Annotated in this window: 25 protein-coding genes; 16 read left to right on the top strand and 9 right to left on the bottom strand. The window is 72.5% G+C overall.

What is annotated here, in order from left to right; genetic code table 11:
* Positions 1 to 6 precede the first annotated feature (6 nt).
* Positions 7 to 789: a phosphotransferase enzyme family protein gene (locus K377_RS18180; RefSeq protein WP_111664434.1), complete on the top strand. Its 783-nt coding sequence runs from the start codon at positions 7 to 9 to the stop codon at positions 787 to 789.
* A gap of 35 nt (positions 790 to 824) precedes the next feature.
* On the opposite strand, the gene K377_RS18175 is transcribed toward K377_RS18180, so the two are convergent.
* The gene (locus K377_RS18175; protein WP_111664433.1) at positions 825 to 1553 is read right to left on the bottom strand and encodes a hypothetical protein; all 729 of its coding nucleotides are present in this window, start codon (positions 1551 to 1553) and stop codon (positions 825 to 827) included.
* A gap of 85 nt (positions 1554 to 1638) precedes the next feature.
* Between K377_RS18175 and K377_RS18170 the strand changes: the two genes are divergently transcribed.
* The 8 genes from K377_RS18170 (at position 1639) to K377_RS18135 (ending at position 8469) form a co-directional block, all read left to right on the top strand.
* Positions 1639 to 2109, top strand: a complete 471-nt coding sequence (locus K377_RS18170; RefSeq protein WP_111664432.1) for an HIT family protein — start codon at positions 1639 to 1641, stop codon at positions 2107 to 2109.
* A 163-nt stretch (positions 2110 to 2272) separates the two neighbouring features.
* Positions 2273 to 3424, top strand: coding sequence for a S1 family peptidase (locus K377_RS18165; RefSeq protein ID WP_111664431.1), 1152 nt, complete (start codon positions 2273 to 2275; stop codon positions 3422 to 3424).
* Between the two features lie 76 nt (positions 3425 to 3500).
* Positions 3501 to 4226, top strand: coding sequence for a hypothetical protein (locus K377_RS18160; RefSeq protein ID WP_111664430.1), 726 nt, complete (start codon positions 3501 to 3503; stop codon positions 4224 to 4226).
* Between the two features lie 113 nt (positions 4227 to 4339).
* Positions 4340 to 5278: a dioxygenase gene (locus K377_RS18155; protein ID WP_111664575.1), complete on the top strand. Its 939-nt coding sequence runs from the start codon at positions 4340 to 4342 to the stop codon at positions 5276 to 5278.
* A gap of 90 nt (positions 5279 to 5368) precedes the next feature.
* The gene (locus tag K377_RS18150) at positions 5369 to 6433 is read left to right on the top strand and encodes a maleylacetate reductase (protein ID WP_111664429.1); all 1065 of its coding nucleotides are present in this window, start codon (positions 5369 to 5371) and stop codon (positions 6431 to 6433) included.
* 167 nt (positions 6434 to 6600) lie between these two features.
* Positions 6601 to 7032: a hypothetical protein gene (locus K377_RS18145; RefSeq protein WP_111664428.1), complete on the top strand. Its 432-nt coding sequence runs from the start codon at positions 6601 to 6603 to the stop codon at positions 7030 to 7032.
* A gap of 114 nt (positions 7033 to 7146) precedes the next feature.
* The gene (locus K377_RS18140) at positions 7147 to 7917 is read left to right on the top strand and encodes an NPP1 family protein (protein ID WP_111664427.1); all 771 of its coding nucleotides are present in this window, start codon (positions 7147 to 7149) and stop codon (positions 7915 to 7917) included.
* A gap of 141 nt (positions 7918 to 8058) precedes the next feature.
* Positions 8059 to 8469: a RidA family protein gene (locus K377_RS18135; RefSeq protein WP_111664426.1), complete on the top strand. Its 411-nt coding sequence runs from the start codon at positions 8059 to 8061 to the stop codon at positions 8467 to 8469.
* 81 nt (positions 8470 to 8550) lie between these two features.
* On the opposite strand, the gene K377_RS18130 is transcribed toward K377_RS18135, so the two are convergent.
* Together K377_RS18130 and K377_RS18125 are read right to left on the bottom strand one after the other, a co-directional pair.
* Entirely contained in the window at positions 8551 to 10014 is a 1464-nt protein-coding gene (locus K377_RS18130; RefSeq protein WP_111664574.1) for a SulP family inorganic anion transporter, read from the bottom strand.
* Between the two features lie 8 nt (positions 10015 to 10022).
* The gene (locus tag K377_RS18125) at positions 10023 to 10604 is read right to left on the bottom strand and encodes a carbonic anhydrase (protein WP_111664425.1); all 582 of its coding nucleotides are present in this window, start codon (positions 10602 to 10604) and stop codon (positions 10023 to 10025) included.
* A gap of 817 nt (positions 10605 to 11421) precedes the next feature.
* Between K377_RS18125 and K377_RS18120 the strand changes: the two genes are divergently transcribed.
* Positions 11422 to 11901: an HAD family hydrolase gene (locus K377_RS18120; protein WP_111664424.1), complete on the top strand. Its 480-nt coding sequence runs from the start codon at positions 11422 to 11424 to the stop codon at positions 11899 to 11901.
* A gap of 62 nt (positions 11902 to 11963) precedes the next feature.
* Here K377_RS18120 and K377_RS18115 read toward each other — a convergent pair whose 3' ends face one another.
* From K377_RS18115 to K377_RS18105, 3 genes are all read right to left on the bottom strand, one after another.
* Positions 11964 to 13328 carry an FAD-dependent oxidoreductase gene (locus tag K377_RS18115; RefSeq protein WP_111664423.1) on the bottom strand — a complete coding sequence of 455 codons (1365 nt, stop codon included), beginning with the start codon at positions 13326 to 13328 and terminating at the stop codon, positions 11964 to 11966.
* Positions 13329 to 13490: 162 nt separating this feature from the next.
* The gene (locus K377_RS18110) at positions 13491 to 14405 is read right to left on the bottom strand and encodes a serine hydrolase (RefSeq protein ID WP_111664422.1); all 915 of its coding nucleotides are present in this window, start codon (positions 14403 to 14405) and stop codon (positions 13491 to 13493) included.
* Positions 14402 to 15337 carry a LysR family transcriptional regulator gene (locus tag K377_RS18105; protein WP_111664421.1) on the bottom strand — a complete coding sequence of 312 codons (936 nt, stop codon included), beginning with the start codon at positions 15335 to 15337 and terminating at the stop codon, positions 14402 to 14404. Before K377_RS18105 ends, K377_RS18110 begins: the two co-directional genes overlap by 4 nt.
* 199 nt (positions 15338 to 15536) lie before the next feature.
* Here K377_RS18105 and bla point away from each other — a divergent pair, with 199 nt between their 5' ends.
* Positions 15537 to 16502 carry a class A beta-lactamase gene (bla, locus tag K377_RS18100; protein WP_111664420.1) on the top strand — a complete coding sequence of 322 codons (966 nt, stop codon included), beginning with the start codon at positions 15537 to 15539 and terminating at the stop codon, positions 16500 to 16502.
* A 361-nt stretch (positions 16503 to 16863) separates the two neighbouring features.
* Positions 16864 to 17073 (top strand): hypothetical protein, encoded by a 210-nt coding sequence (locus K377_RS18095; protein WP_111664419.1) that lies wholly within the window; start codon positions 16864 to 16866, stop codon positions 17071 to 17073.
* A gap of 91 nt (positions 17074 to 17164) precedes the next feature.
* Here the strand turns inward: K377_RS18095 and K377_RS18090 are convergent, their stop codons facing one another.
* The 3 genes from K377_RS18090 to K377_RS18080 form a co-directional block, all read right to left on the bottom strand.
* Entirely contained in the window at positions 17165 to 18361 is a 1197-nt protein-coding gene (locus K377_RS18090) for a CU044_5270 family protein (RefSeq protein ID WP_111664418.1), read from the bottom strand.
* Complete coding sequence (locus K377_RS18085) at positions 18358 to 18921, bottom strand: RNA polymerase sigma factor (RefSeq protein ID WP_258395076.1); 564 nt, start codon at positions 18919 to 18921, stop codon at positions 18358 to 18360. Before K377_RS18085 ends, K377_RS18090 begins: the two co-directional genes overlap by 4 nt.
* A gap of 136 nt (positions 18922 to 19057) precedes the next feature.
* Positions 19058 to 20335, bottom strand: coding sequence for a bifunctional class I SAM-dependent methyltransferase/NUDIX hydrolase (locus K377_RS18080; protein ID WP_111664416.1), 1278 nt, complete (start codon positions 20333 to 20335; stop codon positions 19058 to 19060).
* A gap of 147 nt (positions 20336 to 20482) precedes the next feature.
* Between K377_RS18080 and K377_RS18075 the strand changes: the two genes are divergently transcribed.
* The 4 genes from K377_RS18075 to K377_RS18060 all read left to right on the top strand — a co-directional run bounded on the left by K377_RS18075 (position 20483) and on the right by K377_RS18060 (position 25612).
* Complete coding sequence (locus K377_RS18075) at positions 20483 to 21325, top strand: IclR family transcriptional regulator (RefSeq protein ID WP_111664415.1); 843 nt, start codon at positions 20483 to 20485, stop codon at positions 21323 to 21325.
* A 135-nt stretch (positions 21326 to 21460) separates the two neighbouring features.
* The gene (locus tag K377_RS18070) at positions 21461 to 23134 is read left to right on the top strand and encodes an OPT/YSL family transporter (protein ID WP_111664414.1); all 1674 of its coding nucleotides are present in this window, start codon (positions 21461 to 21463) and stop codon (positions 23132 to 23134) included.
* Positions 23135 to 23197: 63 nt separating this feature from the next.
* Entirely contained in the window at positions 23198 to 24265 is a 1068-nt protein-coding gene (locus K377_RS18065) for a hypothetical protein (protein WP_111664413.1), read from the top strand.
* 63 nt (positions 24266 to 24328) lie between these two features.
* On the top strand, positions 24329 to 25612 hold the full coding sequence (locus K377_RS18060; RefSeq protein WP_111664412.1) for an alpha/beta fold hydrolase: 1284 nt from the start codon (positions 24329 to 24331) through the stop codon (positions 25610 to 25612).
* The last annotated feature ends 58 nt before the right edge of the window (positions 25613 to 25670 follow it).

Genomic DNA, 25670 nt, shown 5'->3' with positions numbered 1-25670 from the left:
GGCTCGATGCGGCACCATGACGAACAGCCTTTGTCCGGCGGCAACGCCAGTGACGGTGTCGTTCGTGTCGGGGACACCGTCCGCCGCCCGGCCGGGCCATGGACCCCCGCCGTGCATGCCCTGCTCACCCACCTGCACGAGGTGGGATTCGGCGCGGCACCCCGCCCGCTCGGCATCGACGATCAGGGGCGTGAGGTCCTGACCTTCATGCCGGGAGACGTGGTCTGGCCCGATCGGTTCCCGCTGCTGGAACCCGCTCGACAACTGGCCCGCGTCGCACGGCTGATCCGGGACTTCCACGATGCCGTCCAGGACTTCACACCACCGTCCGAAGCGCACTGGCAGACGCTGATCCCCGCCGAGGGCGCTGACATCATCGCCCACCACGACCTGGCCCCCTGGAACCTCGTGATCGCGGACGAGACGCGGTGGGCCTTCATCGACTGGGACACCGCAGGCCCCGGCTCGCGCCTCTGGGACGTCGCCTACGCCCTGCACGGGTTCGTCCCGCTGTCCGCGCATCCGGACTGGCAGTGCCCGGACGCCGCGGACCGACTGCGCGTCTTCGCCGACGCCTACGGTCTCGCGGAGGCCGAACGCCGTCGGTTGGTCCCGCTGCTGGGCCGCCGGACGCGTTCCATGCACGACTTCCTGCGCGAGCAGGCCGCCCAGGAGGCCCAGCCCTGGGCACGCCTGTGGGCCGAGGGCCACGGCGACGCCTGGCGGAACGACGCCGAATACATCGAGCAACGCGAGGACCAGTGGCTACGGGCCCTGCTGGCCGGCTGAGAAACAGGCCGTTCGTGTGCACGTACGGCGGTGGTCTATGTCGCGGAGGCGGCCAGGACCTTCTGCAGCGCCGCTACCTGACGGTGTACCAGGTCCTTCGGGGTACTCACTTCGTCGCGGGTGCCGCTCATGTCATTGGTGGCGAACGTGACGAGCGTCGCGCCCACCCGGACGACCCTCACCTCGGTCGCCAGCGCAGGGGTGTCCGGGACCGGGACCAGCTTGGCTCGGAAAGCCAACTCCTCCTCACCTGAGTCGAGTTGTTCTGCCGCACGGATGTCGCTCCACTTCCCGCCGCCGTTCAGGGTCGGGAAGGCTCGGCAGGTGCGCAGCGCGGCTCGCAGGTCGTCCATGACCCGCGCGGCGTCCTCGGCCGAGTACGCGGTGAGGAAGACCTCCGCCGCCACCTGGCCCCCTGCCCCGACCTGGCCGTGCACCATGCCCCGGGGCATCCGCTGGCTCTGGCCCTGCGCGGCCGCGAGGACCGGCGTGCAGTCGGCTGGGTCGGCACTTCCGGCGCGTATCGCGAACGGCCGTGCGTCGATCGGCGAACTTTCGCGCAGCGCGGCGGCCTTCAACTCCCGCTGTGACAGTACGCGTGCGGGTACGGCGGCCTTCGACGGCTCGGCCGATCTCGCCGCCGCCGCGGTGGTGTGCCCCGCCGCGGCCGGGGTGCCTTCCGTGCAGCCGCTCGCCCAGGCCAGCGCACACACCGTCGCCGCGAGCGCGACGGACCTGCCTCTGTGTCTCCCACTGCTCCCCATGGTTCCCTCCCCTTGACCGGATGGCACGGATCCTAGTCGCACGGATCTTGAGGAAGGACCCCGCGCGATACGGCACCGTGGCCCCATGACCTCGCTCCCACCCACGACGTCCACCCCCGCCGGCTGCTACCCCTGCGCCAACGAGGCCCGGTTCGACGAACTGCCGGCGCGCGAGCGCATCGCTCACGACGCCCACTGGCGCGTCGCCCACTCCTTCACCAGCGCGCTGCCGGGCTGGCTCGTCCTGCTGCCCCGGCGCCATGTGACCGCGGTGCACGACCTCGGTGACAGCGAGGCGGCGAGCCTGGGCCGCTGGCAGGTGGCGGTCTCGCGGGCGCTGCGCGCGGTCACGGGATGTGCCAAGACGTACGTCGTCCAGTTCGCCGAGGCCGACGGCTTCGCGCACGTGCACTTCCACATCGTGCCCCGCGCCGCGGATCTGCCCGCGGCCCAACGAGGGCCCGGTGTCTTCGAGTTGCTGCGTCGCCCGGAGCGCGAGTGGGTCACCCCGGAGCACGCGGACGAGATCGCCCTCGCGCTGCGCGCCCATCTCTGAGCGGCGTCGACCATGGCCGGATCGCGCCCGTGATTGGCATGGACCTGTCCATGATCCCTCGCTAGGCTGCGCCACCGGCACCCCTGGGGAGCGCTCCCAGCATGTGCCGTGCTGTTCCGTTCGGTTCCACCCCCACATCACTGGAACAACGAAGGGTCGCACCATGAGACGTACGAGACGACGCACCACCTCCCTGCGCACCGCCCTCTCCGCCCTCGTCGTGACAGGGGCCTGTGCGACGGCGGGATTCGTCCCGGCCGCCACCGCCACCGCGCAGACCCCCGCCTCCGAGGGCGTACTCGCCGCCATGCAGCACGATTTCGGCCTCACCCGCGCCCAGGCCGAGACGCGGCTCGCCACCGAGAAGACGGCCGCCGCGACCGAGAAGAAGGCGCGCCGGGCCGCCGGATCCGCCTACGCGGGATCCTGGTTCACCGCGCGTGACGGCCGGCTGACCGTCGCCCTGGCCGACGACGCCAAGGCCGACGCCGTACGGGCCACCGGAGCCGACGTCGAACTCGTCACCCGCAGCGCCGAACAGCTCGATGCCGCCAAGGCTCGCATCGACGACCTCAAAGCCCCCACGGGCGTTGCCAGTTGGCGCGTCGACTGGCAGGCCAACAGTGTCGTCGTGGACGTCGTCGCGGGACAGCAGCGCGACAACGATGTCAAAGACTTCCTCGCGCGAGCCCGCCGGGCCGGCGGCGCCCTGAAGGTCGAGACCACCGACCACGCGCCCACCACCCGGGCCGCGGGTACCGTCGGCGGCGACCCCTTCTACACCGGCAATGTCCGCTGCTCCATAGGCTTCTCGGTGCAGGGCGGCTTCGTCACGGCCGGCCACTGCGGCGGCGCGGGCCAGGGCGTCAACGGCTGGGACGGCTCGTACATCGGCAACATCCAGGGCTCGTCGTTCCCCGACAACGACTACGCCTGGGTCAACGTCGGCAGCGGCTGGTGGACGGTGCCCGTGGTGCTGGGCTGGGGCACGGTCTCCGACCAGCTCGTGCGCGGCTCGAACGAGGCCCCGGTCGGCGCCTCCATCTGCCGCTCCGGCTCCACCTCGCACTGGCACTGCGGCACCGTTCTCGCCAAGAACGAGACCGTCAACTACAGCCAGGGCGCCGTGCGCGAGATGACCAAGACGAACGTGTGCGCCGAACCCGGCGACTCGGGCGGCTCGTTCATCAGCGGTGACCAGGCCCAGGGCGTCACCTCCGGCGGCTGGGGCAACTGCTCCTCCGGCGGCGAGACCTGGTACCAGCCGATCAACGAGATCCTGAACCGCTACGGCCTGACCCTGACGACGGCCTGACCGTCGCCCGGCAGGGGTGTCGGCGCCGCCCGAATCCGGTGGCGCCGACACCCCCAATCGACCATGATCACGCCTCATGACGACGGTCCCGCAGCAGTCACCGGTCCACACGTGTGCCCGCAACAACGCTCTGTGGTGCGCCGCCATGAGCCGTACGTACGGCGCCACCGGCACGTTCACCGACGACGCCTGGGCGTCCCCGGTGCGCACGCCCCCGTACTACCCGGACGCGGTGACGCTGGTGCCCGGCGCGGACCCGGCCGCGCTCGTGCGGCGGATCGACACGACCGCGCCGGGCGCCACCGTGAAGGACAGTTTCGGCGATCTCGACCTGACCGGCGCCGGGTTCCACGTGCTGTTCGAGGCCACCTGGATCCACCGGCCGGCCGACGTGCCCGCCCCGGGGTCTGACCCGGGACCCGTCCCGGACCGGGACGTGGTGCGGGACGCGAAAACCCTGCGTACCTGGGCCCTCGCCTGGGACGACGGAGACGGCGACGCGGACCTCTTCGGGGCCGGCCTCCTCGACCTGCCCGACGTCCACGTGATCGCCGGGCGGGATGCGCGGGGGCGCGTGTCCTCGGGCGCCGTGCTGAACCGGGGCGCCGGCGCGCTCGGTGTCTCCAACGTCTTCTCCCGCGACCCGGCACCGGACACCGTCTGGCCAGGCGTCCTGGACGCGGCCCGTCACCTCGGCCCGGGCCTGCCCGTCGTCGGCTACGAACACGGCGACGACCTGACGGCCGCCCTGCGCCACGGCTTCACTACCGTCGGACCGCTCCGGGTCTGGCTCAAGCCCTGACCCGAGCGTCGAAAAATGGTCCTCGGCCAACTGGGGGAGAGTGCGGAGGAGTTGGCTCCGGCGGTGATGTGATGGGCAAGGACACGCACCCGATCGAGCCGGGCAGGAGCACCATGACCACCGACCAGACCGACGCCGGAACCCACGTCCAGAACGACCCGGAGCCCGCCGCACCGGCGCCCGCGTCGCTGTTCACGGCGGAGCGCTCCGCCGAGATCGTCGCCGCCAGCTTCGCCCGCACCCCCGACCCACGGCTGCGCGAGATCCTCGGCTCACTCGTCCACCACCTGCACGCCTTCGCCAAGGACGTGGACCTCACCGTCGACGAATGGGCCGCCGGGATCCGCTTCCTCACCGACACGGGCCACACCTGCGACGACACCCGGCAGGAGTTCATCATGCTGTCCGACGTGCTCGGGCTCTCCATGCTCGTGGAGACCCTGGCCCGCCCGTCCGGCGGCCGGTTCACCGAATCGACCGTCGAGGGCCCCTTCCACATGGTCGACTCACCGCCGCGCGCCCTCGGCGACACCATCGACGACGCGGCCGCGGGCGGCGAGGCGTGCCTGGTCACCGGCAGGGTCACCGACGGCGACGGCACCCCTGTCGCGGGCGCCCACGTCGACGTGTGGCAGGCCGACGCCGACGGCTACTACGACGTCCAGCGCCCCGGCGCGGTCCCGGACCGCAATCTGCGCGGACTGTTCACCGCCGACGACGACGGCCGGTTCGGGTTCCGCACCATCGTGCCGCGCCACTATCCGATCCCCACCGACGGCCCCGTGGGCGACCTCCTGCGCGCCACCGGGCGGCACGGCTTCCGGGCCGCCCACCTCCACGTGGAGGTGACGTCGCCCGCGACCCGCACCCTGACCACCCATCTGTTCGTCGCCGGCTCGCCCTACCTGGACTCCGACGCGGTCTTCGGCGTCAAGGAGAGCCTGATCCGCGACTTCGCCGAGGTCGACGACCCCGAGCGGGCCGCCGCCCACGGCCTGCCGAACCCGTTCCGGCACGTCGACTTCCCGATCACCGTGCAACGCACCGTCTGACAGCCGCACGCTTTCCGGCCACCCCACGCCCGAAGCCGGCAGGCGTCACCGAGCCCCCACCGACGACACCTCCCACCGGAGAACGGAGCCATGACCGACCACCCCGCAGGGCCCCCGCCCGTGACCGTCCACGAGACGCTGCCCGCCCGCGTCCTCATCGGCCCCGGCGCCCGCCGCACCGTCCCCGGAGAGTGCGAACGCCTCGGCGTCCGGCGCGTCCTGCTCGTCTCCACCCCGTCCGCCGCGACACCCGCCGACGAACTCGCGGACGCCCTCGGCCCACGGCTCGCCGCCCGCTTCGGCCGCCCCGCGGCGCACACCCCGGTGGCGGTCACGGCCGACGCGCTGCGCCTCGTCGACCAGGTGTCCGCCGACGGCGTCGTGGCGATCGGCGGCGGCTCCGCCGTCGGGCTGGCCAAGGCGCTCGCCGTGCGCACCGGCATCCCGCAGATCGCCGTCCCCACCACCTACGCCGGTTCGGAGGCGACCCCCGTCCTCGGCGAGACCGAGAACGGCGTGAAGACCACTCGCCGCGCGCCGGACATCGCACCCGGCACGATCGTCTACGACCCCGAACTGACCCTCACCCTGCCGCCGGGCCTCACCCTCACCAGCGCCCTCAACGCGCTCGCCCACGCCGTGGAAGCCCTGTGGGCGCCGGACGCCACCCCCGTCAGCGACGCGCTCGCCACCGAGGCCGCCGCCGGCCTCCTCACCGCCCTGCCCCTCGTGCTCGCCGAACCCGCACACCCGGCACACCGCGGCCGACTCCAGTCCAGCGCCTGGCTCGCCGGGCTGTGCCTCGCCGGAACCCGCATGGGCCTGCACCACCAACTCGCCCACGCCCTCGGCGGCACCTACGACCTGCCCCACGCTCCCCTGCACGCCCTGCTCCTTCCGCACGTGATGGCCTTCAACCTGCCGTCCGCCCCGGACGCCGCCGCCCGGCTGTCCCGCGCCACCGGCGGCGCCGACCCCGTGGCGGCCGTCGCCCGCCTCGCCCGCTCCTACGACGGCCCGACCACGCTCGCGGCCCTCGGCGTCCCGCACGACGGACTGCCCACGATCGCCGCACGCGTCGCCGCCGCGCCCCACCCCAACCCCCGCCCGGTGACCGCCGATTCCGTCACGGAAATCCTCGAAGCAGCCTTCTAGACCGACCGGCGCACGTGCGCCGCTCCGTGCCTCAATTCTCCCCCCATGCGCCGGAGGCTCTCTCTCTGCGCATGCGGTGCGCCCCCTTCGCGGGGCTTCGCCGGGGTCGAGCCGGGTGATACCGCTGGAGACACGGCTCTGGCACCGGGGGGATGAAAGGATTCGGCATGACACCTCAGACTCATCTCGAAGCGGGGCGGCTGTCCGCCATAGCGAAGATCCTCGACCGCGCCGACGGCCATCTCAGCGCCGCGGTACGCGAATGGGCCACGCTCCCGGCCCCCGTCGACGACCGGAACCTGACCGGGATCCAGTCGCTGCTGGAGGTCTCGCGCAGCGCCTCCCACGACGTGAGCTGCGCCGTGCGTCACGCGGGCAGCGGCGATCTGGCCCAGGCCCACTTCCACCTCGAAGCGGCGCGCACGGCGCCCGACAAGCACCCCGCGCTCGCGGCCGCCCTGTACGGCCCGCTGCCCGCCGGGGTGCGCACTGCGCTCCAACTCCTGCGCGGCATCAGGGGGTTCTTCAGCGCGGAGGCCGAGGACGCCTTCGTCCGCGCCCTCACCGGCCACGCCCAGCCGCAGGGCCTCGCGAGCTGACGCACCGGTACGCACCACGGCCAACTTACGGGCGCGGAGCCCGAGTCTCCCGCACTCGACAGGGGCATGACATTCACTGCATGCGTCATCCCCCCATCGCAGTGACAGGAGAGCATGGTGAAGCCCACCCGGACCCTGCGCAGAGCGTCCCTCGTCACCGGAGGCGCCCTCGCCCTGGTCGTGGCACTCGCCGGCAGCGCTTTCGCCGCACCGCCCGGCGCCCTGCCCGGCAACGCGGACGGCACGGAGGCCACGTTCCAGCCCGCGTACGACTACGACACCGACGGCTGCTACCCGACACCCGCCATCGGCACCGACGGGACCTTCAACGGCGGACTCAACCCCAGCGGCGCCCTCAACGGCCAGTGCCGCGACGCCGAGGACCTCGGCAACACCAACGGCTACGCCCGCACCAAGTGCAACAACGGCTGGTGCGCCGTCATGTACGGCCTCTACTTCGAGAAGGACCAGGCGGTGGCCGGCAGCGGCCTCGGCGGGCACCGGCACGACTGGGAGCACGTCGTCGTCTGGGTCAAGGACGGCACGGCCCAGTACGTGGCCACCTCCGCGCACGGCGACTTCGTCGTCCACACCCGCGACCAGATCCGCTGGGACGGCACCCACCCCAAGATCGTCTACCACAAGGACGGCATCCGCACCCATTGCTTCCGCGCCGCGACGGCCGGCGACGAGCCCCCGGAGAACCATCGCGGCACCTGGCAGTTCCCCACCCTCGTCGGCTGGAACGGCTATCCGTCCGGTCTGCGCGACGCTCTGAGCGCCCATGACTTCGGCAGCGCCACCTTCGGCCTGAAGGACTCGGCCTTCCCGAGCCATCTGGCCGCCGCCCTGCCCGACGGGGTTCCCTTCGATGTCAACGCCTGAAGTTCCCTGCGACAAGGCCGAGTTGTCCGACCGCTGCTCTCCGGCCGCCCAGTAATCCGGGCGCGGAGGCGCGGGCCCTGTGGCAGCATGACCGGGCTTCCCGTACCGGGGAGCAGCCGCCGGAAAGGAACCCCCAGGCCCGTGCCCCGCTCCGTCACCCTGATCCGCTCCGCCGCCCTGTCGGACGTCGCCGAGTACGCGTACGCGGCGACCGTGCCCGCCGACGCGCGGCTCGTCTTCCTCGCGGGGGCGTGCCCCCTCGACGCGGACGGCGCGACCGTGGCCGTCGGCGACCACGCCGGACAGGCGGCGCAGTGCGTCGCCAACATGAGAACCGCCCTCGCCGCGGCCGGCGCCACGCTGGAGGACGTCATCAGCACCCGCGTCCTGGTGGCCTCGACCCGGCAGGAGGATCTGGTCGCGGCCTGGACCGTGGTCAGGGAGGCCTTCGGCGCGCACGACGTTCCGAGCACCCTCATGGGGGTCACGGTCCTCGGGTACCACGACCAGCTCGTCGAGATCGAGGCCGTCGCCGCCGTCCTCGACGACTGACGCGAGCACCGGGCGGAACGCGGTGCGGCCCGACCGCCGTGGAGGCGCACGGCGGTCGGGCCCGGATCCGGATCGGGTGACTCAGCCCGACGTGACCTTCACCGGTTCCGTCTCGGCGGAGCTGTGCCGCTGGGCCCAGCTCTCCAGCGCCGTCCGGCAGGCGTGGTCGAGGTGGTGCAGCCCCGACAGATCCACCTCGACGGGCCGGTCGTGGGGGAGCGCCTCCAGGCTGTCGAGGATCTTCGGCAGCCGCAGGAACGTCGCGTTGCCCGACAGATGCGCCTGCACCGGCCCCGCTCCCTTGTCCACCACCTCCAGCTTGACCTGGGAGGCGTCCCACGCCGTCTTCACGACGGACAGCGCCACACCCACGAGGACGCCCTCGAACATGCTGACCGACACGATCGACACCGCCGTGACCGCCAGGATCAGCACCTCCCCGCGCTGCTCGCGCCACAGACCCACCACGGTCCGTACGGGAATCAGCTTCGCCCCGGCATGCACGAGCACACCCGCGAGCGCCGGGACCGGGATGTAGGCCAGCGCGGCCGGCAGCAGTGCCGCGAACAGCAGCAGCCACACGCCGTGCAGGACCCGCGACGCCTTGGTGCGGGCACCGGCCTGCACATTGGCGGCGCTGCGCACGATCACCGCGGTCATCGGCAGCGCGCCGAGCACCCCGCACACCGTGTTGCCCGCGCCCTGTGCCAGCAACTCCTTGTCGTACGAGGTCCGGGGGCCGTCGTGCATCCGGTCCACGGCCGCCGCGCTGAACAGCGACTCGGCGGAGGCGATCAGGGTGAACGCGACGATCGTCCCGGCCAGGCTGAGCCCGGCGAGATCGGTGAAGGTGTCCAGGGACGGCGGCTGCACCGACTCCACGAGCCCGCTGACCTCGACCGTGGCCACCGGCAGGTCCAGGACGAGGACGGCGAGGACGGCGAGGCCCACCGCCGCCAGCGGACCGGGCACCGCGCGCACCCGCGCCGGGAGGCGCTTCCACAGCACCAGGACGGCGACGGTGCCGGCGCCCAGGGCGAGGGAGGCGATCGACGTCGTGCTGCCGAGGGCGTCGACGAACGCGCCGGGCAGTCCGGCGACCTTGCCGATCCCCGACTCGGGCGCCTCCGCCGCGAATATCGAGTACAGCTGGCCGGCGATGAGCACGAGCCCGATGCCGGCCAGCATTCCCTCCACCACCGAGACCGAGATGGCCCGGAAGTAGCGCCCGACCTTGAGCGCGCCCATGCCCATCTGCAGCAGTCCGGTGGCGAGCACGACGACACCGAGCCCGGGAAGACCGAACTCCCGCACCGCCTCGTAGACGAGCACGGTCAGCCCGGCTGCCGGGCCGGACACCTGGAGGCTGCTGCCGCGCATCAGACCGGTGACGATGCCTCCGACGATGCCGGTGACCAGGCCGAGTTCGGCGGGCACTCCGGAGGCGACCGCGACACCCACGCACAAGGGGAGCGCGACGAGGAAGACGACGAGTGAGGCGGTGAAGTCCTGCTTGAAGTGAGGGTAATTGGCCTTCGCGGTCATCACGGCACTCACAGAGTCTCGAACGAGTCGGTGGCGGCGCGGTGTTCGTGCACCCTTCCCGTGTGCACTTCGTAGTACCAGCCGTGCAGCCGCAGTTGCCCCTCCGCGAGCCGCTGTTCGACACACGGGTAGGAGCGCAGCCGGAGCAACTGGGTGAGCACGTGGCGCTGTACGGCTTCCGCAACGGTCGGGTCCACCGGGTCGGCGGCGGACGGCGCGTCCGCGGCGTGCGCGAGCCAGTCCCGCACGGCGGGTACGGCGTCGAGGTCGTCGCCGCGCACCAGGGCGCCGACGGCGCCGCAGTGCGAGTGCCCGCAGACGACGATGTCGCGGACCCCGAGCACCTGCACGGCGTACTCGATGGTGGCGGTCTCGCCACAGGGGCGGTCGGTGGCATGGGCGGGCACGATGTTGCCCGCGGTGCGCAGCTCGAAGAGCTCACCGGGGCGGGCGCCCGTGATCAGGGCCGGTACGACGCGCGAGTCGGAGCAGGTGATGAACAGAACCTGCGGCGACTGGCCGTCGGCGAGCCGGGCGAACTCCTCAGGGCGCCTTCCGAACGTGCGGGCGTTGTCGATGAGGGGCTGCATGCGTTGATTCCTCCTGGCGCGCTGTGGGGAGCGCGTCGGGCTTGCAGGACGGGTGCGACTGCTCTGTCGCGGTAGGGAGGGGCGGGGGTTTGCGGGGCGCGGTCGCCCCGGTCTGCTCGGACGTGTGTGCGGGAGCGAATGGGCGTGTGACGGCGTGCCGCGACTGCGGTGGCGCGACGGCGCACGGCGGTATGTCCACCGCGCTACCCCTCACCTCGCCACACGTGACTCCCCTCCCGATGTTCATTGATCAAGAGAATGCCAACAGAAGGTCAACTGATGGTCAAGAAGCAGGTTAGCTGTGCAATGGCGATCGTGGGGTTAACGCAAGGTTGCGGAACTGAGGATGCGTGGAAACTGCGGTTCGTTTGGCGTGAACAGCACTGTGGGGCACGTCGGTTCGGACTGCTGTTCGTCATGTTCGACGGCGGCCACCGCCGGGGACCCGGGGGCCCGCGCCGGCGGCGGCCGCCCGTGCGCGGCGCCGGGGCTCCCCTCCCGGGCGCGGCGCGCACCTCGCCCTCGACGGGGCCGGGAGGTGCGGGAGGCATCCCGGGCTGGCCCACGAGGACGGAGGGCCGGGCAGCGTGTCGGCGTAGGACGCCGCTCCGGCCGTTCTGGGCGCGGCCCTGGGACTGGGGGCCTCGACCTCCGCACGGCATATGCGCGAGCGCCCGCCGAAGCGGAGGTCTGGACAGCACTTTAGGCGCTGAGGGCGATCAGGCACAGACCCTCTGTATATGCCTGCCGCAGGCAACCGGTGCGCGACGGACGCCGGTTGCGGGAATCAACGCCTGTGGCGGACCGGTTGGCCCCCATGTGCACCGCCGCACCGGGTCAACTCGACGTCTTCGCCCACCGGTTCGCCTGTTACCAGCTCGACGAGGCGATGGGCGACTGGCGCCCCTACGACGAGGTGATCTCCCGCGCCTTCGAGCGCGCCTGCGCGAGCGCCGGAATCGAGTTCAGGCCGGACGGCTCCAACGCCGCCACCGACCAGGCCGTACAGAACGTGGCCCGGCTCGGCGCCGCGTTCCACGCCGTGTTCACGGCGGAGATGTCCGGCGCCTACAAACCCCGGCTCCAGGCCTTCGAGTTCGCGTACGAACAACTGGGCTGTCGCCCGGAGGAGACGATGCACATCTCCTCGAGCCCGCGCTACGACCTGCAGTCGGCGACCGATCTCGGTGTCCGGGACACGGTGTACCTGAACCGGGGGACCGAACCGTCGGCGCCCTTCTACCACGCCCACGAAGTCACCTCCCTCACCGAGGTGGTGGACCTGCTGGGGCTCTGAGATCCCGGGAAACGAGGAGGGGCCGCGTCGTGGTCGACGCGGCCCCTCCTCGCGGGCAACGGTCAGGCGCCGCTGGCGTCGAGCATCTCGTGGCGCTCGACCAGCTTCACGCGCTCGCGGCCGTGCGGCTCACCGAGGGCGCGCTCGGCGGCGTCGAGCTTGTGCCAGCCCTCCCACGTGGTGTACCGGACACCCCGGTCGCCGAGATACGTGTCGACGGCCTCCGGGGCCGGGGACGCCGGGGCGGGCAGCCGGCCCTCGGCGAAGTCCTCCAGGAGGCTGCCTACGGTCTCGTTGGCGTCGCCCTTGGTGTGACCGATCAGGCCGATCGGACCACGCCGGATCCAGCCAGTGACGTACGTGGACGCCAGGTGGTCCCCGCTGTCCTCGATGACCCGCCCGGCCGCGTCGGGAACGGTGCCGGAGGCCACGTCCCAGGGCAGCTTGGGCAGCTCGTCGGAGAGGTAGCCGACCGCGCGGTAGACGGCGGTGACGTCCCAGTCGGTGTGCGTGCCGGTGCCCTTGACGTTGCCCGTGCCGTCGAGCTCGGTGCGCTCGGTGCGCAGCCCGACGACCCGGCCGTCCTCGCCGAGGATCTCGCTCGGCGACTCGAAGAAGTGCAGGAACAGCTTGTGCGGCCGCTCACCGATGTCGCGGATCGCCCAGTTCTCCAGCGTCTTGGCGACCATGTCGGCCTGCTTGTTGCCGCGCCGGGTGGCGATGGACCCCTCGTCGTAGTCGATGTCCTCGGGATTGACGATGACCTCGATGTTGGGGGAGTGGTCCAGCTCGCGCAGCTCCATGGGGCTGAACTTCGCCTGCGCGGGACCGCGCCGCCCGAACACGTGGATCTCCTTGGCCCGGCTGGCCTTGAGCCCGTCGTACACGTTCGCCGGGATCTCGGTCGGCAGCAGCTCGTCGGCGGTCTTGGCCAGGACGCGGGCGACGTCCAGCGCGACGTTGCCGACGCCGAGCACGGCGACCTTCTCGGCCTCCAGCGGCCAGGTCCTGGGCACGTCGGGGTGCCCGTCGTACCAGGAGACGAAGTCCGCCGCGCCGTAGGAACCGTCCAGCTCGACCCCCGGAATGCGGAGCTCCCGGTCGGCGGTCGCGCCGGTGGAGAAGATCACCGCGTCGTAGAACGAGCGCAGCGTGTCGAGGTCGATGTCACGCGGGTAGTCGACATTGCCGAAGAGGCGGATCTGCGGCTTGTCGAGGACCTGGTGCAGGGCGGTGACGATGCCCTTGATCCGGGGGTGGTCGGGAGCCACGCCGTACCGGATCAGGCCGAAGGGGGCCGGCATGCGCTCGAAGAGGTCGATGGACACCCCGGGTTCGACGGCCGTCGCGGACTTCAGCAGCGCGTCAGCGGCGTAGATACCGGCAGGGCCGGCGCCGACGATGGCGACCCGCAGAGGGCGAGGCATGGTGAGGTTCCCTTCGAGTGGGGCGGGTGGTGCTCGAAGAGAATCTTAAAGTAAGGCAAGCCTTAGTTGATAGGCGGGTCCGTTCTATGACCTCATAAGTATCGGTTATGGGGTCCATCGGTCTCCCTTTGGGGGTGCTCGCGGGCCCCTCCGGAAGGCCGTTCACGCGCTACCGACCCGGCGTCGCAGGTGGTCGCGCAGGGCCCGTGCGGCCTGCCCCATGAGCGCCTCCGCACCGGGCTGGACCCCGGCGGGAACCAGGGACTCGGTGAGGACCACGACGGCGAAGCGCTGACCGTCCGCGTGCTCGACGACCCCCGCCTCGTGCCGGAGATTGAGCAGCGTGCCGGTCTTGGAGGACCAGACGGTCGCGTCCGAGCTGAAGTCAGGTGCGAGACGGTGCCGGATCAGATTGTGCCGCATCAGCTCCCGCACCCGGGCGGCCGTGGCGCCCGGCACCGCCGACGGCAGCCACAGCGCCTGCAGCAGATCGGCCCAGGCGCGGGCGGTGCCCGTGTTGGCCCGGCTGGTGTCCAGCTGGGGAACGCGATGGCCGCGCCCCGCCGTGCTCGCCCCGATCGCCAGCGCGTGCGCGAGATGCGCCTGGCCCGGTCCCAGATGTTCCTGAGGCGTCTCGGTCAGCTCCTCGGTGCGGTGCCGCACGGTGATGCCGGTCAGGTCCCAGGCGCGCAGCTGCGCCGTGACCACGTCCGGCGGGGTGAGATCGAACAGGGCGTCGGCGGCCCTGCCGTCGCTCAGGCACGTACTCAGGTAGAGGAGATCGTCGAGGGCGACGCGGGCCGGGTGGCGGAAGCGGCTCAGACCGGTCGGACCGGCCGTGGTGATCCGCCCCGGCGCGACCTCGACCGGGTGCGCGCCGTCCAGCTCCCCGCGCCGGATCCGGTCCGCCGTGGCCAGCGCGAGCGGCAGCTTCACCAGGGAGGCGGACGGCAGCGGCACGTCCGGGTCGATGCCGATCTCCTCGCCCGTGCCGAGGTCGCGGACGAGAAGGCTCGCGCGGAGCCCGCCGTCGGTCAGCTCCTCGCGCACCCCGCGCAGGAGAGCTTCGGTGGTCATGCGCCGACTCCTTCGGTCGCTGTGTCGCCGGCGTTCTGGGCCGGAGATCCCTGGCCGGGGCCGTCGTCGGCGCCGAGGCACCGGCCGATCCGGACGCCGAGCCGGGTGAGCGCCGCCGGGGGAGCGTCCTGCGCCGCCGTGCGCAGCACGTATCCGCGTACGGGCGTGAACTCGCCCATCGGCCGCCAGTGCAGGCCGAGCGCGCGGGCCTGGGCGGCCGAGCACAGCAGGAGATCGGGCGCCGCGTGCACCTCGGCCGCCGCCGTGGTCAGGTCCCTCGCCTCCGTCAGCTGCGCGGGCCGCAGCCCCACCGCGTCGCGCAGACGGGCCAGCGGATCCCGCACGTGCGGCACGTCGTCCTCGGGCTGCAGCCAGATCCGGCGGGCCGGTCCGCGCCCGGTGCGCCCCAGCCGCAGCGTCTCCACGTGGAGGTATCCCTCGCCGGGATCCTCGGCGGCGGCCAGGCCGAGCGCCACCGGCCACACGGCCTCGGCCGCGGGCACCGCGAGCAGCGCGGCCTGCACCCGTCCCGCGAGCAGGAGTTCGGCGCGCCGGGCCGGTGGTTCGGTACGGGTCTCCAGGGCGATCCCGAGCCCGCGGCCAGCGGCGATCAACCGGGCGAGACCGCTCGTCGTGCAGATGTCCGGCACGGCGAGCCGCCAGGGCCTGCGGTGTGCGGCCGCCGCCTCGTGAAGCAGCCCGTCCGCGTCCTCGACGAGCCGTCTGGCGTGCGGCAGCATCTCGCGGCCGAAGGCGGTCAGGACGGCCCGTCGCACCGTCCGCTCGAACAGCCGCGCCCCCAGCAGCTCTTCGAGCGCGGCGACGCGGCGACTGGCGACCGGCTGGGAGACACCGGCGGCCGCCGCGCCGTCGGTGAAACCGTTGTGGTCACTGACGCTGACGAAGGCGCGACATGCTCCGAGCAGATCCACCCGGCCACTCTATGCGGATTCGGCATGGAAACCGGGGTGAATGTATTGGCTCCCGTGCCGCCCGACCGGCAAGGGTGTGCGGCGGGGCGTCACCGACGCCTCGGCCGCGACCCGTAAGGGAAACCGGTCGTCCTTACCCCCCTGCGCCCTGGATCCTCCCTGGTCCGTGGCCCGGGGACCCGTCGAAGGGACTCGACCGATGCAGCACCACCGACCGAGCCGTCGCCGATCCGCCGGTGCCGGCCGCGCCGTTCTGGCCGCGAGTGCCGTCCTGGCCGTCCTGTCCACGACGGGCTGCGGGCAGGACGACCGCGCCACCACCACCGGAGCGGCCACCACGGCGGCCGCCGACCGTTCCGCGGACGCCGCCGCGAAGGACGCCTTCGCCCGACTGGAGCGCACCTACCGGGCGCACCTCGGTCTCTACGCGATCGACACCGGCAACGGACGTGAAGTCACCTGGAACGACAAGCGGCGCTTCTCCTACAACTCGACCGTCAAGTCCTTCCTCGCCGCCGCCGTCCTGAAGAAGAACGGCAGCGACGGCATGGACCGCGTCCTGCACTACGACCGCGCCGACGTCATCGCCAACTCGCCCGTCAGCGAGAAGCACGTGGACACCGGCATGAGTCTGCGCGCGCTGTGCGACGCCGCCGTCCGCTACAGCGACAACACCGCCGCCAACGTCCTCTTCAAGGACATGGGCGGACCCGGCCGGCTGGGCACGTTCCTCAAGGAGGAACTCGACGACAGGGTCACCCGCACCGACCGCGTCGAGCCGTTCCTGAGCCAGTGGACCCCGGGGGAGCGGCGCGACACCTCGACACCCCGTCAGATGGCGGGCGACCTGCGTGACCTCGTCCTCGGCGACACCCTGCCCACGGCCGAGCGGCGCCAGTTGACGACCTGGTTGCGGAACAACACCACGGGCGACACGACCATCCGGGCCGGGGTGCCGAAGGGCTGGGTCGTCGGGGACAAGACCGGCACCGGGTTCTACTACGGGGCGCGCGACGACATCGCGGTCGTCTGGCCGCCCGGCCGCAAGCCGCTGGTGATGGCGATCCTGACCTACCGCGACGGCGCGAAGGACACCGAGGCCGACGACAAGCTCCTGGCCGACGCGGCGAAGGCGGCGGTCACCGCCCTCGGCGCGGACCGCTGACAACTCCGGGTGAGGCGACCCACGTGCGTTCGAGCGGCCGTCGCCGATCGTCAACACGGGAAGCGTGCGTTCAGTCGTAAGGAGTGCATCCAAGAACCCCTTGGATGCCGTACCGGTTGACCCGGCGAGAGCGCGCGGTTCACCGCCAGGGACGGCGGGGTGGTGCACAGCCGGCCGCGAGCTCGGCGCCGGTCCGGCGTTCACACCCCTCGGGGCCGGACCGGCGCCGCGCGGCGGCCCGACCGTGGTGGGCCGGGCCGCCGCGTTCACCAAGTGAGCTGCGGATGCACGGACGCATGAACCGACGGGCTTTTCGCACCGACGGCCGTGCCGCTATCCGCCCGGGCAGGTTGGACTGAGCATGGACGACGAGCTGAACCGTTTCTCTCACCGGGACTACGCGCGTCTGACGGACGCGTACTGGCTGGACGCCCCGCACTGCCCCGACGGGCTGTGCGCATGCCCCCTCGACCACGACGAGCCACGCGACCTCGAAGGCCTCGCACGCCTGGTCATGATGGGCGTCGCCACCGGCACCATCGCCGTGGGCGTCGTCTGCGCGCTGAAGTGACGTGCTCCTGGGCGGGGGCCGGGCTCAGGAGCACGTCCCCCGTCTGCCCGCGACGACCGAACGCATACCCGGTGGATTCCTGCCCGCCGCGTCAGTGGCGGGCGTTCCCCGGCACCGCGATCTGGTCCTCGGACCAGGTCGCCTTGGTGGTGGCGGAGTAGGTGACCGCGGTGCCCGCCTTCAGACCCGCGTCCCGTGCCCTGGCCGAGGGTTCGGCGAGCAGGGTCTCGTCGGCGAGCAGTTCACCGGTGGACGGGTCGACGACGAGCCGCTCCCGCACGCTGCCCAGCGGAGTCCTGTTCGTTCCGGGGAACATGACGCCGACGCCCTTGCGGCCCAGCGGATCGCTGACGTCGTCGGTCATCCGCACGCCGGGCAGATCCGCCATCACCCGGTACGCGGCGGCCCGGACACCCGGCTCCACCGGCATGGTGACGAGGTCGGCCGCGACGCGCAGCAGCCACGCCGAGCGCTCGGTGCCCTGTTCGGCGGCGCCGTCCTGCGCGTACAGCCGCTCCAGCATCCGGCGCAACGCGGCGGTGTCGGTGGGCAGTCGGCGCAGTTCCTTGTAGGTGACGTTGCGCGGGCCGAGGGCGTAGATGCTGTCGCCGAGGGCGGTCCGGTCGACCGTCGGGTGCCCGGTTCCCAGGGTGTACGCCCGCTTGGGGCCGTCGTCCGCCGAGGAGACGGTGGCCTCGACCGTGCCGGGCGAACCCGCGTCCCGCCAGCGCGCCTTGTCGGCCGCCGTGCGGGGCTCGACCGTGGAGCCGAGCCCGGAGACCAGCAGGCTGTCCGTCCCCTTGCGCACGCCCACCGACCACTGCGACGACGAGACGTCGTGCACGGCGAAGAGGTGCCCTTCCTTCCCGACCACGTCCACGACCTCCGAGCGCGTGTCGGTCTGCCAGTACGTGCCCTCGGACGGCGCCGCCTCCGCCTTCGTGGCCGCGCTGAGCAGCACGAGTCGGGCGTCGGTCACGGCGGTCGCGGAGGAGCGCGGGCCGGCCTCGGGCCGCCCGGCCGGGGACGACGGCCCGTCGAGGCTCGTCACGACCACCGCGGTCGCGGCCACGGCCGTGAGCGCCGCGACCGCGCCGAGCGGCTTCAGCACCAGGCGGCCGCGCGGCGACGACGCGGAGCGGTCCGGGACCTCGGAGAGGATGCGGGCCAGGTCCTCGCGCTGGCGGGCCGAGCCGGCCAGGCGGGCCGGGTCCAGCTCGTCGGGCCGGGCCGCGGCGAGGGCCCGCAGGGCGTCGGGACGCCCGGAGGTGTCATCGCTGGTCTTCACGTGAGTGCTCCTTTGTGGTCGTCGAGGTGGGCGGCGCGCGCGTCCGGTGCCGGGGGCGACGGCACGGATGCCGTCTGCAGCGCCCTCTCCAGGCGGCGTCTGGCCCGGTGCAGCCGGACGGTGAGCGTCGCCGTGGCGCAGCCCATGACCCGTGCGGCCTGCTTCGCGGTCAGCCCGTGCCAGGCGAGCAGCGTCAGCAGTTCCCGGTCGGCGTCGGACAGGCTCGCCAGGGCCTGCAGCGCCGCCTCCCGGTCGGTCACGTCCGCCGCGACGTCACCGCTGTCCGCCCCGCCGCTCCGCCCGATCCGCCGGGCCTCCTCGGCGGCCAGGGCGTACTGATGACTGTCCTTGCGGCGCAGTTCGCGCACCAGATTGCGGGCCACGCCGAGCAGCCAGGGCAGTGCGGGCCGCGGGATGTCCCGTACCCGCCGCCAGGCGACCGTGAAGGTCTCGCTGGTGATGTCCTCGCCCACCTGTCGGCCCACCAGACTGGTGGCATAGGCGAGGACGCGCGGATAGCACTCCTCGTACATCTCCCGAAAGCGTTGGGCCTGTGTCACGCGCCGTCCCCTCGTGTTCGTGCTTACGCCAAGCAATGCGCGTGAGGGCTCACTTATTACAGGGCGCGGTGACATCGGGTCATGCGCATCAGCGCGCGATCACCGGTGAAGCCGAGGGACCGCAGAAGGTACGCGGTCAGGAAGACGGTGGGGCGGTCCCGGCGCCCTCCGTCGGCACAGCGCGGTGCGCGTACGGGGTGAAGTGGGCGTGCGGGGCGTCGATGGGCAGGTCGGGGCGCCAGGCGGTGAGGATCTGCGCGCTGCAGTCGAACAGGCCGTCCGGGAGCCGCTCCAGGGGCCACCATCCCCAGTCGCCGACTCGCTCGTCCGGCTGGGTGGCGGGCTCGCCCCGCCAGGAGGAGACGACCGCGCCGACCGTGACGCGTACGACGCCCTCGACGTGGTCGACGAGCGTGCCCAGCAGGGTGACGTCCTCGGGGCGGGCGCGCAGCCCGGTCTCCTCGGCGAGTTCACGGACGACCGTTGCCTCTAGAGCTTCGCCCGGTTCCACGGTGCCGCCGGGCAGTTCGATCGTGCCGCGGTGATGGCGGCCCAGCAGCAGTCCGTGCTCCCCGAGGAGGATCGCGCCGACGCCGATCGCCGCGTGCGGCACAGGGGCACCGCGGGTGCGGGGACGGCAGGAGATCCGGGCCGCGGGGTCGGGACGGCGGCGGGCCCGGACCAACTGCACGACCACCGGATTGTCCGGCGCCGGGGCGCGGAGCAGTTCGGACCTCTCCACGACGAAGCCGTATTGGCCCAGCAGGCCCTCCCACACCTCGCCGGTCAGCACCCACGTCTGCACGGGCATCGGCGTCAGTCCTCTGAGCCCGAGCATCTCCCGGCGGGGCGTCACGCCGGAGGACGGGCCCTGGCCGTGCGTGTTGGTGTGCAGGACCGAGAAGACCAGCGGGGCGCCGGGCCGCAGTCCGTCGCGCAGCGCGGGCAGCAGCGCGTGCGGGTCGATGCCGGCCGGCGTGCAGATGCCGAAGGCCGCGTCGTACGGCGCCGCCCGCCGCAGGTGCTCGATCACATCACCGTGCAGGAACCGGATGCCCGGCACCTCGCCGAAGTGGCTTGTCGCGCGCCGGTGTTGGGTGGGCGACAGGTCGATCGCGTCGACGAGCGCGCCGTGCGTCGTGGCCAGATGCACGGCGTAGTGGCCGGCGCCGGATCCGATGTCCAGCACGCGCCGGCCGGCGAGTGGGCCGAGCACCTCGGCCCCCGGGCCGACGTCGTCCCAGAACCCCCACCGCAGCCGCGCCGGAGCAGGAGGCATGTAGCCGCGGTCGAGCTGGAACCGCCCGTACGTCGTCCAGGCCGCGGCGTTGTCGGGGTGCGGAGTGTTCAACTCGATCCCTTCGGCGAAGCGCTCACCCTCCAGTTCTGGCGAGCGGTCCGTCCGGTCAAACATCCAGGCCAGGGGCCGTCACACCGTCACCGGGACGTGCTGAAGAAAACTCTTGACACCCACGCCCCACGGAACTCATAGTTCTCGCCGCTGAGCGCAACGGCGTTGCGCTCAGCGCACCGAACGCAGGCGACGGAGAGGAGCGAGGCGATGTCAGAGGCGTACGCGAACGGTACGGCCGCCGACGGAACCGCCCACCAGGCGGACCGGCCCGACGAGGCCGACACGCTGCTCGCCCCGCCGCAGCCCGGCGTCCTTCAGGGAGCCGACCGCGCCCTGCTCGCCCTGCTGTCGTTCACCGAGCGGCGCCCCGAATGGGGTGTCAGCGAGATGGCGCGACGGCACGGCTGGGACAAGGCGGTCGCCCAGCGCATCCTCACCACGCTCGCCTCCCGCTCCTTCCTGACCTGCGACTCCACCACCCGTCGCTACCGGCTCGGCCCCGCCGTCTCCCGGCTGGCCCGCGCCGGGGAACACAGCGGCGTGCTGCCGTCCCTGGTCCGCCCGATCCTCGCGGGGCTCCTGCGCGAGACCGGCGAGAGCGTCGTCCTGAACGTGCCGCAGGGCGCCGGATACCGGTGCGCCGCCGCCGTCGACGGCACCGGCCCGGTCCGCTACACCGCGATCGTCGGCGCCGTGATGCCCGGCCACGCCGGCGCCTCAGGACACGCCATCTTCGCCCACTACCCCGAGGCGGAGCTGCGGCGCCTGTTCGGAGCCACCCCGCTCCAGCGCTTCAACGACCACACCGTCACCGATCTCGACGCCCTCCTGGCCCGGTACGCCGACGTACGCGCCCAGGGACACAGCGTCAGCCACGGCGAGTACGACGAAGCCGTCGCCGCCGTGGCGGCCCCGGTGTTCCAGGCCGGCACCGTCGCCGCCTCGCTCACCGTCATCGGCCCCGCGCACCGCGTCACCCGCGCCGCCGACCGCATCACCGAACTCGTCCTGGCCGGAGCCGAGGAGGCCACGGCCGCCTTCGGCTCCTGACCCGGCCCGGCGGCACCGCCCGCCGGACCACCCGCCCGTACGACGTGACCCGCACCGGAGTACGCGGCTTGCCGCTGCCTGCCCGAAAAGTCCCGCCCCCTCCAGGGACGGGCCCACCCAGCAAGGGGTGTCCCCGTGTCGCACCACACCTCGCCGTCGGCCACCGCGCCGCCGCCCGCCGACTCCGGTCCCGGCGTCACCACCTCCGGCTCCGGTCACCCGAGGGTGACCGAACCCGTCGTGTTCATCGTCCTCGCCGTGCTCTCCGTCGTGGGAGCCGTCATCGGCGCGGATCTCGTCGCCAAGCTGGGCATCTCCGCCAACACCTCGGTGGTCGGCGCCCTCATCGCCATGCTCATCGGCCGCATCCCGCTCGCCGGGCTGCGCTCGATGCGCTCGGTGCACCGGCAGAACCTCGCCCAGAGCGCCATCTCCGCCGCCACCTTCGCCTCCGCCAACGCCCTGCTCACCTCGATCGCGGTGCCCTACGTCTTCGGACGCAAGGACCTGGTGTGGCCGATGCTCATCGGCTCCTTCGCGGGCCTGCTCATCGACACCTGGGTGCTGTACCGCTCGTTCGGCTCCCGGCTGCTCCCCGCCGACGCGGCCTGGCCGCCCGGGCAGGCGGCCGCGGAGACCATCAAGGCCGGTGACAAGGGCGGCAAGCGGGCCCTCGTCCTCGGCGCGGGCACCCTCGTCGGCCTCGGCGGCACCCTCTTCAGCCTGCCGCTGTCCGCCGCCGGCGTCGCCTTCCTCGGCAACGTCTGGGCGCTGCTGATGTTCGGCGTGGGCCTCGGTCTGCGCGAGTTCAGCCCCGACCTGTTCCACACCGACCTCGGCGCCGGATACGTACCGCACGGTGTGATGGTCGGCGCGGGCGTCGTCGCCCTCGGCCAGGCCGTCTTCATGCTGGTCCGCCGACGCCCGGCGCGGCAGGAACAGCCCGCCGCAGGCCCCGCACCGTCGGACCGCGACGAGACCACCGCGTACACGGTCGACGAGAAGGCCCTGCGCCGCTCCCTCGTCCGCGGCTACGCCCTCTTCGTCGCCGGCGCCGTCCTGCTCGCGGTGCTCGGCGGCCTGATCGGCGACATGAGCCCGCTCGGCCTGCTCGGCTGGGTGCTGTTCGCCGCGTTCGCCGCCCTCGTGCACGAGCTGATCGTCGGCCTCGCCGCCATGCAGTCCGGCTGGTTCCCCTCCTTCGCCGTCACCCTGATCTTCCTGGTCCTGGGCCTGCTCAGCGGCATCCCCTCGGTGCCGCTCGCGCTCCTCGTCGGCTATGTGTCCGCCACCGGCCCCGCCTTCGCCGACATGGGCTACGACCTGAAGGCCGGGTGGCTGCTGCGCCGCGACCACCGGCCCTGGGACCCGTACGAGCGTGAGGGGCGCCGTGAGCAGTTCCGCGCCGCCCTCATCGGTTTCGCCGCCGCGCTCGCCGTCGTCGCCGTGCTCTGGCAGTCGTACTTCAAGCAGGGCCTGATCCCGCCCGTCGCCAAGGTCTACGCCGACACCGTCAAGAACGGCCTGGGCGAACCCGGCGTCCTGCGCACCCTGCTGATCTGGGCCGTTCCCGGCGCACTGATCCAACTCATCGGCGGCACCAGGCGGCAGATGGGCGTCATGCTCGCCACCGGTCTGCTGATCCTCACGCCCAACGCCTGCTGGATGGTCCTCGCCGCGCTCGCCGTGCGCGTCGGCTACCGCAAGTGGCGCGGCCCCCGCGCCGACGAGGAACTGAACCTGGTCGGCGCCGGCCTCATCGCGGGCAGCTCCCTGGGCGACTCCGCCCAGATCATCAAGGCGAGCTGACAGCCGAACCCGCCCCCCGAACCACCTTCTCCCACACGCACCACCTCAAGGAGACAGATCCCCATGGAGATGTTCAGCCGGCTCGAACCCCGCGCCGAGTACCTGAGCTTCGAACTCGCCCTCGCCGCCCGCAAGCTCGTCGAGCAGGTCATGCTCGTCAAGCCCGGCGAGCACGTCGTCCTCACCGGCGACACCAGCAGCGACCGCCGCGTCGTCGACGCCACCGCACAGGCCGTCGCGGCCGCCGGGGCGCACCCCGTCGTCGTCTGGTCCGAGACGATGCCCAGCTCGTCGATGGAACCGCCGCGGCCCGTCGCCGGCGCCATCGCCGACGCCGACGTGTGGATCGAGTTCGCCGTCTCCTACGTCATGCACTCCGACGCGTTCCGCCGCGCCATGGCCAACGGCTGCCGCTACACCAACCTGACCGCCATGGACGTGCACATGCTCGTCGCGACCGTCGGCCGCCCCGACTTCGACGGCGTCATCAAGCTCGGCAAGGCGCTGGTCCACCTCCTGGAGCAGGCCGACGAGGTGCGCATCACCTCCGCCAACGGCACCGACATCACGGGACGCAACGGCGACCGGCCCATCAACCTGCGCGGCAAGCCCGCCGAGAAGCCCGGCGAGACCGTCATGCTCTCCGGCCAGATCTCCTGGAACCCCCTGGAGGAGACCCAGGACGGCGTCCTCGTCTTCGACGGCGCCCTGTGGCCGCCGGACCAGCTCGGCCTGCTGCGCACCCCGGTCCGCTGCACCGTCGAGAAGGGCGTCGTCACCAAGATCGACGGCGAGGGCCAGGCCGCCGAGATCTTCCGCCGCTGGATGGAGTCCTGGGACGACCCGAACATGTTCCGCGTCGCCCACTGGTCGCTCGGCTTCAACCCGGGCGTGCCCGCGCCCACCGGCCGTATCGTCGAGGACGAGCGCGTCTTCGGCTGCGTCGAGCTGGGAATCGGCACCAAGGGCGCCTGGATCGGCGGCGAGCCGTGGGTCTCCGCGGCCCACACCGACGGCTCGATCCTCGGCCCGTCGATCTACCTCGACGGCGAGTGCGTCGAGAAGGACGGCGTGTACGTGCACCCCGACCTGGTCGAGATCTGCCGCGAACTGGGCGTCGCCGGCTACTGACCGCCGCCCCGCACACCCGACCGCAGGGATCCACGGGTCCAACCCACCGCCCAGGAGCCGGACTTGACCGACGACCAGATCACGTACCGCCACAGCGGCCTCGTCTGCATCGACCACACCCTCGACGTACCGCTCGACCACACCCGCCCCGACGGGCCGAGCATCTCCGTCTTCGCCCGCGAAGTCGTCGCCGAGGCCTTCGAGGGCACGGCGGGCCGCGATCTGCCGCGGCTGCTCTGGCTCCAGGGCGGTCCCGGCGGGCGCGCGGAACGCCCCAACGCGGCGGGCGCCTGGCTGCGCCGCGCCCTCAAGGACTTCCGCGTCGTCCTCCTCGACCAGCGCGGCACCGGCCGTTCCACTCCCGCCGACCGCACCACACTCGCCGCCCACCCCGACGCGGCGACCTACCTCACCCACTTCCGCGCCGACTCCATCGTCCGCGACGCCGAACTGCTGCGCCGCCGGCTCCAGGGCGACCGCCCCTGGACCGTCCTCGGCCAGAGCTTCGGCGGCTTCACCACGCTCACCTACCTCAGCCTCGCCCCGGAGGGCCTCTCGCGAGCCCTGATCACGGGCGGCCTGCCCACCCTGACCGCCCACGCGGACGACGTCTACCGCGCCGCGTACCGACGCACAGCCACGGCCAACACCCGCTATTTCGACCGCTATCCGGCCGACCGGGCCCTGGCCGAGCGAGTCGCCGCGCACCTGGCCGACCACGACGTCCGCATGCCGTCGGGCGAGCGTCTGTCGGTCCGCCGCTTCCAGACCCTCGGCATCACCTTCGGCACCGCGTCGGGCTTCGACACGCTCCACTACCTCCTGGAGTGCGCGTTCGTGCCGGGCCCGCACGGGCCCGCGCTCTCCGACCCGTTCCTGCGCGGCGTCGACGCGGTGGTCTCGCTGGCGCCGCGCCCCCTGTACGCGGTCCTGCACGAGGCGATCTACGCCCAGGGCGGCCGGGCCACGGCCTGGTCGGCGCAGCGGATCCGGGACGAGTTCCCGGAATTCGACGCGACCGGCGACGGCCCGCTGCACTTCACCGGCGAGATGATGTACCCCTGGATGTTCGACGAGGACCCGGCGCTCGTCCCCCTGAAGGCGACGGCGGACGCCCTCGCCCGGCGCACGGACTGGCCGGCCCTCTACGACCTGGACCGCCTGGCGGCCAACAAGGTCCCGACGGCCGCGGCGGTGTACCGCCAGGACATGTTCGTCGACCACGACCAGTCCCTGACCACGGCATCGCTCGTCCGTGACCTGCGCCCCTGGGTCTCGGAAACCCACCTCCACGACGGAGTGAAGGCCGACGCGGCCGTGCTCGACCACCTCCTGACGCTGACCTAGAACCTGCCCTGTCGATCCCTCGGTGTTCTCCGTTCCGCCGGTGCGTAGAGAGTCAACT

The organism is Streptomyces sp. PsTaAH-137 (assembly GCF_003259365.1).
Lineage (GTDB): Bacteria > Actinomycetota > Actinomycetes > Streptomycetales > Streptomycetaceae > Streptomyces.
This window is presented reverse-complemented; position numbering and strand designations above follow the sequence as displayed.